The 12088-nt window shown below is 46.7% G+C and carries 8 protein-coding genes; 2 read left to right on the forward strand and 6 right to left on the reverse strand.

Annotated features, from left to right (window positions below):
- Window positions 1-1524: 1524 nt before the first annotated feature.
- Complete coding sequence (locus tag HMPREF2955_RS02345; protein WP_246830049.1) at window positions 1525-2760, forward strand: TlpA disulfide reductase family protein; 1236 nt, start codon at window positions 1525-1527, stop codon at window positions 2758-2760.
- An 87-nt stretch (window positions 2761-2847) separates the two neighbouring features.
- Here the strand turns inward: HMPREF2955_RS02345 and HMPREF2955_RS02350 are convergent, their stop codons facing one another.
- From HMPREF2955_RS02350 to HMPREF2955_RS02365, 4 genes are all read right to left on the reverse strand, one after another.
- Entirely contained in the window at window positions 2848-3405 is a 558-nt protein-coding gene (locus HMPREF2955_RS02350; RefSeq protein ID WP_070720506.1) for a four helix bundle suffix domain-containing protein, read from the reverse strand.
- A 111-nt stretch (window positions 3406-3516) separates the two neighbouring features.
- Window positions 3517-4569: an endonuclease/exonuclease/phosphatase family protein gene (locus HMPREF2955_RS02355; RefSeq protein ID WP_070720508.1), complete on the reverse strand. Its 1053-nt coding sequence runs from the start codon at window positions 4567-4569 to the stop codon at window positions 3517-3519.
- An 82-nt stretch (window positions 4570-4651) separates the two neighbouring features.
- Window positions 4652-6751 carry an FAD-dependent oxidoreductase gene (locus HMPREF2955_RS02360; protein WP_070720510.1) on the reverse strand — a complete coding sequence of 700 codons (2100 nt, stop codon included), beginning with the start codon at window positions 6749-6751 and terminating at the stop codon, window positions 4652-4654.
- A 487-nt stretch (window positions 6752-7238) separates the two neighbouring features.
- Entirely contained in the window at window positions 7239-7556 is a 318-nt protein-coding gene (locus HMPREF2955_RS02365) for a heavy metal-binding domain-containing protein (protein WP_070720513.1), read from the reverse strand.
- A gap of 619 nt (window positions 7557-8175) precedes the next feature.
- Between HMPREF2955_RS02365 and HMPREF2955_RS02370 the strand changes: the two genes are divergently transcribed.
- Window positions 8176-8589: an Hsp20/alpha crystallin family protein gene (locus HMPREF2955_RS02370; RefSeq protein ID WP_070720515.1), complete on the forward strand. Its 414-nt coding sequence runs from the start codon at window positions 8176-8178 to the stop codon at window positions 8587-8589.
- Window positions 8590-9524: 935 nt separating this feature from the next.
- Here HMPREF2955_RS02370 and HMPREF2955_RS15585 read toward each other — a convergent pair.
- Window positions 9525-9821 (reverse strand): hypothetical protein, encoded by a 297-nt coding sequence (locus HMPREF2955_RS15585; RefSeq protein ID WP_139145454.1) that lies wholly within the window; start codon window positions 9819-9821, stop codon window positions 9525-9527.
- A gap of 974 nt (window positions 9822-10795) precedes the next feature.
- A complete protein-coding gene (locus tag HMPREF2955_RS02385) occupies window positions 10796-12055 on the reverse strand; it encodes a serpin family protein (protein ID WP_070720519.1) in 1260 nt (419 codons plus the stop codon).
- Window positions 12056-12088: the final 33 nt, after the last annotated feature.

The following is a 12088-nucleotide window of genomic DNA, read 5'->3' on the forward strand; positions in this document are numbered from 1 at the left end:
CATCAACTCATCAACTCATCAACTCATCAACTCAAAAAACCATCAACTCACAAACTCATCAACTCAAAAACCCATCAACTTACAAACTAATCAACTTAGAATCTTAAAATCTTATTTTTTATTTTACAATCTCTTTCTAATTTCAACGTTGTTCTAGCGAAAAAATAGGCTCAAAAGTAGTTAAATTGATACCATTTCGAGTCTTTCACCCCTCTTACCCTGTCCGTTTTTAAGAACAGAACCTGCATTTTGCACCATTTTGCCTTTCTAGTTTGGGTGGCAACCCGTGATTTTTCAGGTCCAATTACGCCCTTTTAACCCCTAAAATCCCACTTTTCAACGGCAATTTTGCCCTTTTCAGTCATGTTTTTCATGGGTCTAAAAGGTTTTATTTATACCATTGCAGTGTATATTTATGCTTTTCGCCTTGCATTTAGTGCCGTTTCGCACCGCGTTTAGCACCATTTCACCTTGCGTTTTGCACCATTTCACCTTGTATTTTGCACCAAAACGCACTGCGTTTTGCACCATATTGCACCGCGTTTTGCACCAAAATGCACCGCGTTTTGCACCAAAATGCACCGCACTTTGCACCAAATAGCAAAAAAAACGGCTCAAATGGCAGGCCTTTGAAATAAATATTCATTTTACTGCATTCACGGATCAGTCCCTTTCTTCATCAAAAACAACCTTCGCGAGAATCGTTTTTTGGGGGCAAGGTGAACGATTGGTCGATAAAAAGGGCACTTATTATGTTAAAAATCATGCTGAAAATAAGACAAAACAACTTTATGCACACGCGCGGTCAACAGCACGGAAAAAGCGTGCCCTTACTACTGCCAGCATCAACAGCCCCGAAATAACGACTACAATAAACACGTAATCAACCAACAATGCAACAAAAACGCCTTAATTAATCTTTTTTAATCTTCAATTTATATTACATTAAGAATTATTTTTGTAACTTTACAGCGGTAAAACAGTTGACAGGGGCGTACCCTCAAAACCTTCCGAGGCCTTTGCGCAAGCAAAAACATAAGGCAGACGGCAGGCCATAGGCAGGAAAGGCCCCATACTGCATCTACAAAGTGCCAAGCGAAGGCACAACACAAGCCGATGCCGAAAGCCTACAAGCAACAGCGCACGGCCAACGAAAACCACTTGCACACCTATCAGGCGTTACCTGAACGGCACAATATTATATATTTTATATGTGCGAGAAAAGGATAAAGAGAATAAAAAACGTACAAAATAAAACCATGAAAAAGCTCAAGCCCATAACAACATGCGCAATATTGGTCGCATCTGCCGCCAAAGGCTACTCGCGTGTGCCTTGCTCCATCCTCAACAAGGGTTAGGTTGTCGCCGGAAAGAGCGATGAAATGGGACTATTTTAAGCCTCTCATAAATTCGCAGCAACAGAAAGCACTACCACTGCATCGCTAAACACACCTAAGCAAATACTACAAGGACAATGAAAGCAGCAGTGAAACAAAAGATATAACCACAAAAAAATAAAATACCATGAACATCAAATACGCTTTAAGTCTATTGCTTATAGCCATAATAGGCGCAAGCACAAAAGTAGCGGCACAGCTGCCCACACCCACACTCATACCAGAGAAGGAAACCTGCATCATACGCGGACAGATAACGTCGTTGGTGGCAGCAGGCGCCAAAGCAAAAGTAAAGAATGTGTCGCTATGCGTAGACTATGGCGACGGCAACCTGGTGCAAGTGGCCTCAACTGTCACCAATAAAGGCCGTTTCCGCTTTAATCGCGACATAACGCCCACACATCCGTCCATGCTCTATTACATAACGGGGCTTGGAAAGGAAGGCATACCCTTTTGGGTGGAGCCTGGCGAAGTGAACATCGTAGTGCCAACAGCCAGTCAGGGTGCCAATGCCAAGGTGTCGGGACCAACAACCAACACGCTATACAAAGCATATTTTGCTCTTGCGAATCAGCGCGACCGCGATTATAACGACTCGGTGGCAGCTCTGCAACGCAGCAAGGGAAACGACTTTATGGCAACTAATGCGGGCAGAGATGCACGACAGGCCTTGCGGGCAGCAGTTGAAAAGCAATGGACCGCCAACCGCAAGCAATTTGTGCTGGAACATAAGGACCTGCCACTGGCGCCGCTGCTTGTACAACGCGACTTGCTGCCGATACTTGATAAGGAAAGCATAGACCAATTGATGCAAGCCTTTTCGCCCAAGCTGGGCAAGCATCCCTATACGCGTTCGCTAAGCAATAACATTAAGGCGCTGAACTTGGGCCAAGGAAAAGAAGTGCCCGACATACGCCTGCCGCTAGAAGATGGGCATGCGATACAACTCTACGACTTGCGCGGCAAACATGTGCTGCTAACGTTCTGGGCATCGTGGGCTCCGGGTTGCCTTGACGAGATGCAAAACATTAAACGCATATACGACGAAACGCGTAACGCCGCCGATAAGTTTGTTATGGTGAACCTTTCTATCGACAAGGACAAGGAGACATGGAAACGTTCTGTTAAATCCTTGGGCATTAACCGCGACGGATGGCTGCAAGCCTACGACTCGCAAAACGAGGTGTCGCCTGCTGCCAAGTTGTTCGGCATCCGCGACATACCTAAGTGCATCCTTATTTCGCCCGACGGCAAGGCTATTTCGTTCACGCTGATGGGTATTGAGCTGTTTGCAAGGGTAAAACAAATTCTGGCTGGCGACTTGTACTACCTGCGAGATGAGAATGCAGAAGTAGGGAAATAAGGGGAGTGGAACCAGTCGGACTAGTCAGACCAGTCGGACAGGTCAGACAAGTCCGACTTGTCCGACATCCCCGTTCATCCCCCATCATCATCCCCCATTCTCTTTCCTCCACTTCAACCTCGCTTTTGTCATTTGTTCCCTTACTCCACCATTCTGTAAAAACTGCTTTTGTTGCTTGTCAATCAAATGTCGGAGCATATAAGTTGCTTGGTTGATAAGTGTTATACAGAGGTTAGCCAACTCCTCATCAGTCAACTTTGGCAGAAGTTTAGTGTACTCATGCCCGATGCGGTCACTGCTTGCATAGTGCCTCATCCGTTCAAATCGCGGATGTTCAGGTGTCCATAGCACCTTTCCCCGCACGCGGAGGTAGTCTTCATAATCAACAAGCAGTTCCTCTAAGCTAGCCTTTGCCACATTAGTTAGCTTTATTTCTGTTTCTGCCGAAGTAGTTGCGGCTTCACTTCCTTCGGCAATATTCTGCTTGCCCGACCGCGCAGCCTGAACCATTTGGTCGGTTGTGCGGTCGCGCGAGTTGAGAAAATGCGACACGAAATAGTAAGTGGCATCATATATTATGGTTGCCACTTGATAAACTCGAAGTTTACGATAACCTCCTTTTTGCTGCAAAAACGGTTGTGTCATGGCAGTAGAATAGATATAACTAGGCTACGGCAGGCCTTGCTTGTGCTTTGGGAGCCAAAGCACAAGCAAAAAGAACGCCCTACCGCTAACCATTAAGCGCCAATGGGCAGCTTATTTCACGATAAACTTAACCAGCAAACCGCGGTGATCAGTGGGCCATGTGCCGCCTTTGGGCAATAAAATGGGGTCGTCCCATTTATCTTGGGCGGGTTGCGAACGGCATACACAGACGTTTGGGCCAAATATCTGGGCCTTGTCCACTTCCATACCACGCCCTTTATAATATATAAGGTCTATGCGTTCGCGTTCGTCGGCCTTTGGCGCCCAAGTAAGTTTCGAAATCTCTGCCGCGATGTTAAAACACGGGTAGGTAAAGCCGGGATGCGTTACGGGATTGGGGTATAACACGCGGTAACTATCCTTAAAGCCCGCGCGTTGTAGCATCGTCGACACGGTCCAAGGTATGGCCATCCCGTTGTGATCGTATAGATTGGCCGTGGCATGTATCCAATCAAGGTGTGAAGGCTCGTTGAAATCGCCGCCAAATACCACGCAACGCCCAGCTGCAATGTCGTGGCCAGCCTCGTTAAGGAAAATCTGTACGGCGTTGTCGCGCCACGACAAGTCGTTCAGGCGCAACACCTCGTCGATGCTTTCGGGCTTAGTTGTTTCTTTAAACGTATTGCCGTCATAGCCACGAACGTTGTAATAGGCGCAATCCAAATAGTCAAGGTGACCTGTGTACACGGCCACCTCAACGCCTTGAACCTTTGCCACTAGCTTATATATACTGCCGTGGTCGCGGTTTTCGGGGAAGATGGGTCGCCAATCGATAATGGGGTGCTTGCTAAGCAGCCCCGAATCCTTACTACGGAAAGAATAATAGGTTAGCCCTTTTTCTTTCAATGCCTGACAAAGACGGTGGGTAAAGTCAACGTCGTTGTAGTTGCGCACCTCGCTAAGCGTAACGAAGTCGGGCTGCAAGTTTTGCAATTCGCCGACAATGGCCTCGAAACCGCCAGGTATTAGCGTTCCTTCTTGCCAAATGTTCCATTGCAGAACAGTGAACTGAACTGCCCGCTTTGCTGCGCCTTGCGCATTTTTTTGTGCTGTTGCCGTGCAGACAAAGGCGGCCAACAGCATGATAATAACTAGTTTTTTCATTGCATTATGTAATTAATGTTGAGTTGCCATTTCGCCACACACCACTCTTCTCTCCCTTTGGAGAGGGGTTGCGGTTGAGGTTTTATTCATTTTGTTCTTGGTCTACATGTTTGCTTTCAAGTCGCGGTGGCTGTTCAAGCACCCATCCTTCATTATAGTTTTGGTTGTTGGGCAAGCTGGCATCCCCCACTCCGCGCTCCATTAACGTTTGCAACTGGGGCAAAAAATGGGTGTAAACCTGCCGTGGGTAGGCCCTATTCGCATGACAAACTGCCGCAGCCATGCCCACCACCTCGCCCATCATGCCCGTTGTTCGCATAACGCGCACCGAGCCAAGAGCCACGTGTGTAACGCTGATGTTGCGCCCGGCCATGAACAAGTTGCTAATATTACGCGAGTAAAGACAGCGGTAAGGCACGGCGTAAGGATAGATAACGCGCTGCCGCGATATGGCTTTGAAAGGGCCTGTGGCGAAGTTTCGGGCGTTCAGCGTATCGGGATAGTGCAGGTCAATGCTCCAAGTGGTGGTGAAGGTAGCATCTTCGTGGGGCATGTTCTTCACGATGTCTTGTTCGCTCAGCACGTAATCGCCCAACAATCGGCGCGACTCGCGCTTGCCTGCCACGTATGCCAGCCAATCCAGTTGCTGCCGTTCGTAGTGTCGGCGGTCTTTACTACGGTTCTTAAGAAAGCTCCAATTAGCGTAAACCACCAACATACCATAGTCGCGTACACGTTCCAAATTATCTACAATGCGACTGTTCAGTCCCGTTTCCCATGTCCATTCGCCCCTCAAACGTTTTTCGGCCGTCTGCTCGTTAAAGCTAATGCCGTATTCAAAGAGGGGGAACGATGTTGGTTTGTCTTTCTTCTTGGCATACCATTGCATAGAAACTCCCATAGTCATATCGTCTGCCTGCTGCGGTGCAAGCTCTTCTCCAAAGGCCGATTGCGGTTCGCGACCGATGGAATACATCGCCCCTGCCAGCACGCCAAGCGTGGCATCGCCGGTGCAATCGGCAAAAAGCGGAGCCTCGAAACACAGTTCTTCGCCCGTAAGTACGTTCATCGCAATGACAGAAACAATGGCATTGTCGCGGTTAATCAGGACGTTGCCTTTGGATTTTCCTGTTTCGTTTGCTGCCAACGACTGGCTCTCTAGCCCTTTTTGGGGGCTACTTGCAGTTACATTTAGGTCTGAATCAGAGGCGGAAGATGCTTTGGGGATAGCCCCATGCGGTATTGCCGATGGTTGTAAAGCAGGCAAAAGCTTGGTCATGGGTATGTGTTGACCCTGCATTTGGACACCGCAGACGTGATGATTGAGGAAAAGCGAGACGTTAGGTTCGCCCTTTACGAAGTTCAACTTGCGGTCGTCGCCATAGTTCTCGGCAGGCATGGCGTTTCCTTCTTGCGTGGGAGCGAACTCTTTTTGCAGGTCGCCCAAGCGCCGATACTTGCCTGTGTTGATGCGCCCACCAAGATGTACGCGCACTTCCGAGCTGTTATTGCCGCCCAACACGGGACGATTTTGTACCAAAGCTACCTTCAAGCCCAGTCTTGCGGCAGCCACGGCAGCACTCATTCCAGCCACTCCGCCACCCACAACAACGAGGTCGAATACTCCTGCCGAGCGCACGTGTTGGCCTCTTCGCAACATCTTGTCGCGGTATCTTTTTAGTGCTTCGTAGCCTTCGGGCGGCGAAACGGGCGATGTGCTAAGACAAATGGCATCGCACCGACCATCAAAGCCCGTAAGATCGCATAGTGCCAGCGTTGCCATTCCACGTTTAAGGTTCACCGTACCAGCCTTTTGCCATTGCCATCGGTCGCCTGTTTGACCTACGATTACAGGCAGACGTTTGCCGTTGATGGCCACTTTAAACCCACCAGGACCCGTTGAAGGGTGCCACGGCGCAGTCCAATTGTAGGTTCGAACATACACGTTATAGGTTGCCGCGGTATCTATTCGCACGTTTGTTTGCGCGTCTTTAACGGGCGTTCCCAGTCCGTGGGCGATGAGATAAGGCGAGCCCATCCCCTCAATCATTTGTTGATCTACCAGCCATCCGCCCTTTTGTTCAAAGCTTTCGGCCTCAATCCAAATGTTAGCGGCTGCAAGGGGCTTGGCCAACCACGCTGCGATGAGCAGTGCAAGGGCAAGAAAAGGTGTCGTTCTCATGCTTGAAGAGTTTATGATGTGGTGAGCTTGTGAGTTTATGAAGTGGTAAGTTGATGAGGTTTTGAGTTCATGGGGTGGTGCGATTATGCGGTTATGAGGTGGTAAGTTGGTGAGGTTTTAAGTTCGTGAGATGGTAAGTTGATGAGCCTTTTAAGGTGGTAAGTTCATGAAACCATTAGTTTTTCAAGTGGTGAAAAGTCTAATTTATTAGTTTGTTAGCTGGAAAGCAAACAGGCAAACTACTTCTCTCGCCAGCCTTAAACCCTATCAACTCGCGAACCCATCAGTTCAAAAGACCATCAGCTCATAACCTCATAACCTCATCAGCCCATAAATTCACGAAGTTATAATCTCAAAAAATCATGAATTCACCAACACGAAAGGCTCACAACTAATGAGCCAACGGGCCAATAATCTTACCAACTTTTCAACTCACCATCTCATGAACTCATGAACTTAGAAACTCAAAAGCCCATAAACTCATAACCTAGATAACCACGGCCGTCCCGCTAACAGCCACCATGAGCATGGAGCCGTTCTGGCCAATGGTTTCATAATCGATGTCTACACCTACAATCGCGTTGGCGCCCATTTCTTGTGCACGCTGTTGCATTTCGGCCAGTGCAGTGTCTTTGGCCTCACGTAAAACGCGCTCGTACGAGCCGCTCCGTCCGCCGATAATGTCGCGGATACCAGCCATGAAGTCTTTAAAAAGGTTGGCGCCGATAATGGTTTCGCCAGTCACTACGCCCTTATACGCTTGTATGGGGCGACCTTCGATAGTGGGGGTTGTGCTTATTAACATACTTCTTATATATAATAATGTGTTCGTTGCGACACTCACAAGCATGCTTGGGCGCGATTTCATGCTTTCGGTTTGCCTGCTTGTTACCTCACGACAGAGGTGATAGGCAAAGTCTTGTTTTTAGTTATCGTGTACAAAGATAAGGATATTTTTCGAGTTAAGGGCAAGTAAGTGCGTGAAATAGTGGACAGGTGGACGAGTTAACAGGTTGACTAGCGTACAAGTTAACGAGTGAAAAAGTGGACGAGTGAACAAGTGGATAGCCGGACGAGCGAACAAGTGGACGAATGGACAAGTAGACGTGAGGACGGGTTGACGGGCTTACAAGCCACCGAGCTAACAGGCTAAGACGTTGGCGGGGTGTGCAACTAACAAGGATTTCTGCCATCCACTTCAAAAGCTGTGGGTTTTGTTCCATCGCCACCTAGCCCTCGTAAGAGGTTTCGAACCCACAGTTTTGTCAGTTTGTCATACGCGCATGCCGTTTTGTCACACCGCTTGCATTGGTACAGAACTTGTATATAATTAGGTGAAAGCCAAGGCGAAAGCCGAGGCAAAGAAATGAACAATAAACAAAAAACAACTTATAAATATAGGAGATATGATTATGTTACCAGTAATGAAAAGGAATTCTTGGTTGCCCGAAGTGTTCGACGACTTTTTGAACAGCAACCTTATGCCACGCGCTAACGCCACGGCTCCTGCCATCAACGTATTGGAGAACGACAAACAATATACCGTTGAGCTTGCCGCTCCTGGATTGAAGAAGGACGATTTCAGCGTAAACGTGAACGAGGACGGCAACCTCTCCATCAAGATGGAGCAAAAACGCGAATCAACCGACCAGAACGAAAAGACCCATTACTTGCGCCGCGAGTTCAGCTACTCGAAGTATGAGCAGACCCTGCTCTTGCCCGAAGACGTAAACCGCGAGGCTATCGCTGCCCGTGTGAACGATGGTGTGTTGACGGTTGACCTACCCAAGGTGCAGAAAGAAGAGCAAAAGCTGTTCCGTTCGATACAAATCGACTAAGGCTGCGCCTCGGCATCAAGCGTTTTCGCTAGCCAATGGTTAACAAGTAAAAGGGCATGGTGCTTTGTTAAACTGCAAACCCATGCCCTCGTTAACTCAAAGCTTTGTTAACTCGCAAAACCCGTCAACACGTTAAGGAGCAAAATTATTACGCCACTTAACCCGCGGATACGTACACTTGTTAACAAACGTCCCCATGGCGAACCCGTTTACGTTTCGACATGTTAACTTGCGAACTCGTTAACTTGTCGACAAAAAACAGAACACTCATAATTTTAGTTTGATTGATATTTAGTTTTTATTTGGTAGATTTAGTTTTCCACAGGTCCGACGACAGCGATGCCGTTGGACCTTTTTCTATGCAAAACACGTAGAACAGACCAGCAAAGTTGCCATACAGACAAGCCGACATAACGGCAAGGAACGCATTTTGGTAGAGAAATAAGCCCAATTTGTAAAGAAGTTTTCAGCTAATTTAAAAAAGTCCAACTAAAATTTGGTACTTTCAGTTATAATGTGTATTTTTGTAAATAGAATTATAAACTTCATATTTGGCGTTACACCGCGCACCATTTTCTCACTTCTTCTATCCTAAGGCAAGCTGAGGAATGGCTGCAAAAATGGTTAATTGCCCATTCATAAAAATCTTTTTCACTACAAGAAACGTCCCGTATATTGCGTGAGCAACATACGGGACAATGTTTATTGGGGAGCGTTGAGTTGGTGGTGGTCTCATAACAAACAGCCCGTTTGGGATGGTCACCAACCTGCAAGAACAGACATGCAAGAACAAGTTCCGGTGTCAACAACGCTATCAGAACATGCCCAAGAAACGCCCTTCGGCATTTGCACCTTGCCCACAAGGGTGCAATTAGTTATCAAATTCTTGCGTGTTTAGGCTGTAAAGCCTTAAAACCACTCAACAACTTGGTTGATTATATGCTCACTACAATCTCGTTTATGTATCTAAGGAGCATTGTCAGTCCTCCAACACCCATCATCAGCGCTGCTGTTTTCTTATACCATTTCTTCACAACTTCCCTCCTTTGTGGGGCAATAGCGCGTTTAACTACGAACCACAACAAATACATCAGCATGCCAATCTTAGTGAAAAGCATGCAATAAAAGCCATACTGGCAACTAGAAATATTTACACATAGCGCACAGAGAAACATCTCTTCTGGCTCGAGATCAAAATATTTAAGCGTACTGTCAAAACTGTTACTCATCATTTTCGGTCTTTTGAGGTTTCCTATTTTAGAGAGGTCAGCCTAATTTCTTCCTTTCTTGTCAGGACTGGGCACACAACACTGATTTTCATTTGGCGTAACGTGGCAAGCCAGGCAGCACTCTTGCACGCATGGATAGAACACGCGATGTCTCCAGCACTCATTAAAGTCCGCAGTCTATTGGCAATTGTTCACACTATCCAACAAGCCCCTTTCAGATGCGTAGCATGCAAAACAGAACGCCAAGCGCCGCTCGTGTTGCACTGTGTCGTTCTACATCTAAAAACGAAGTCACTTTTTGCGGCATACCGTTTTGAGTAAGAACAAAAAGAATTAAGCCTGTTTTTAGGTTTTTACTTTGAGAATATACTTTTCCATATAAGAAAGTTTTAAATTGTTAGGTTCTGCAAATATACGCATTTAAAATAATACAAACAAGAAATTGTCGACCTTTTGAGCGTGCTATTTTATCTCTCTGAACACTCTCGTAGGTTTGTAGTGAAACAGAGTTGAATTTAGACAACTTAGTTGAAGTCTTGATAAAAATGGCGGCAACACAATCACATTGAAAGTTCGTTCGCCTTTAGCCAGCTACAACTTTGCGTTAATTGGGCTGCGGAATGCTGCTCCGTAGAAATAATTATCAGCAGGTTACCTTGCCGACAAGGTTGGAAAGCGCATGTCAAAGCAAGCTTTGTCTGACTATAACAGGAGAAGGAACAGACATGCTAACAAACTGACAAGTAGACAAGAAGATAGGTCGAGAAGGCACAGGCTGACGAGGCTTTCAGGCTAACAAGTTGACGGGTTGGCATGCTAACAAGTGGACTAGTAGGCCTATTGCCCCAACACAACTTGCCTATTGGAATGGTGTTGACTCACCATATCACTAGCAAGAAAGGCGCAATTCCTATCCCAAGCCCACAAAAAAACAAGCCCTTCATGCAGCCTAACCCCTCCTCAAGCCACCGCTTATCTCAACGCTTGCCACCACAATATTGCCCAATGAAACAGACATTGCCAAAGCCATCGGAGATATAATAAAGGAAAGGGCGATTGGCGGTGAAGTGAAATTTAGTGGGTTTATCGCAAGCAGACAGCGTGGCTACTTGCATAAAGCTACCCGAAACAGCACTTGTCCCCTCTTCGTCTAGCTTAAATTCCGTCTGTTGAACCACGTCGTCCAACTTCAATGGCTTTATACTCATACCGCTAAGATTGGCCTGTTGCGAGAACGCTTGTTTGATGCCAACCTTCGAAAGGAACGGCTTGAGGGCGACAGAAGTTTTTAGCGTGATGCGTGGGATATGCACATAGAACTCGTTGTAATCGTGCAAACCTTTTTCTATCATGCCAAACATCTGCACATTAAGGCTTTTAAGTAAGTCTGCAACAGAAAACCCTTTGTTAGGAAGAACCATTGTGATATGGAATTGGCCTTTGTAAGGCATACGTAAGGCAGAATACGTATTGTTGCTCATGCCCTTAAAGGTGTTCTCCCTATCGTATCCGCTCATCATCCACACACTGTCAATCCGCCCATCTGCGCAGTAAAATGGGGCTTTCTTGGTGAACTCTGGCTCAAAAGGTTCTGCCCAACGAGCCCGAAACACAATGGCATTGACCAAACACACCTGCACATTGGGCGACAACTTCAAGGGTATTTGCTTAATTTGCCCTTCCGTTTGCTCATCAATCCATCTGCTTATACTTCGCTCTAAGTTATCTGTATGAAAGGCCGAGATGGTTTCGGCAAAGTAATTGTGTGCAAGTACATTCTTAAAAGAGGGTTTTACGGCATCTGTTCCCATAACAGCCAAAAGGTTGGCCGTATGCATATAGTCGCGCGTTTGTTCCAATTCCGTTTTAATTTGTTTGCGTTGTGCGATGATGAAAGTACGATTTAGCTCATTCATTCGCTGCAAATCGCCTTCCCCATAGCCCAAGGCCTTACAAATTTCTGTTAGCGTTTCGCCATCGGTTCCGTTGTTTAGCATGTTCAAACTGTAAACAACGCCCATTGGCGAAATAACCATACTACTATCAGGATGGGCCTGTACCATTGCTTGGAATAGGCGAAGACCAAATTGGTTGCTACCTGTTACCAGCTGTTTCTCTGCGCCATTCAATTTAAAATCCACTTCGGTTACTTCGGCAACATCTTTCAAACGTTCGTGACGAGGTGCGGCACAGGCCACGCATAGTGCCAGTAGGCATGTGAATAAGGTTGTTTTCATGATGGTTTGATATTTAAATTGTTAATTGTTTTA

Origin of the sequence: Prevotella sp. HMSC073D09 (genome assembly GCF_001814145.1) — a bacterium.
Taxonomy (GTDB): domain Bacteria; phylum Bacteroidota; class Bacteroidia; order Bacteroidales; family Bacteroidaceae; genus Prevotella; species Prevotella conceptionensis.

Bases quoted from the DNA above. Each gene is read 5' to 3' on its own strand.
- HMPREF2955_RS02345 (WP_246830049.1), top strand. From the start codon at position 1,525: ATGAACATCAAATACGCTTTAAGTCTATTGCTTATAGCCATAATAGGC.
- HMPREF2955_RS02350 (WP_070720506.1), bottom strand. From the start codon at position 3,405: ATGACACAACCGTTTTTGCAGCAAAAAGGAGGTTATCGTAAACTTCGA.
- HMPREF2955_RS02355 (WP_070720508.1), bottom strand. From the start codon at position 4,569: ATGAAAAAACTAGTTATTATCATGCTGTTGGCCGCCTTTGTCTGCACG.
- HMPREF2955_RS02360 (WP_070720510.1), bottom strand. From the start codon at position 6,751: ATGAGAACGACACCTTTTCTTGCCCTTGCACTGCTCATCGCAGCGTGG.
- HMPREF2955_RS02365 (WP_070720513.1), bottom strand. From the start codon at position 7,556: ATGTTAATAAGCACAACCCCCACTATCGAAGGTCGCCCCATACAAGCG.
- HMPREF2955_RS02370 (WP_070720515.1), top strand. From the start codon at position 8,176: ATGAAAAGGAATTCTTGGTTGCCCGAAGTGTTCGACGACTTTTTGAAC.
- HMPREF2955_RS15585 (WP_139145454.1), bottom strand. From the start codon at position 9,821: ATGATGAGTAACAGTTTTGACAGTACGCTTAAATATTTTGATCTCGAG.
- HMPREF2955_RS02385 (WP_070720519.1), bottom strand. From the start codon at position 12,055: ATGAAAACAACCTTATTCACATGCCTACTGGCACTATGCGTGGCCTGT.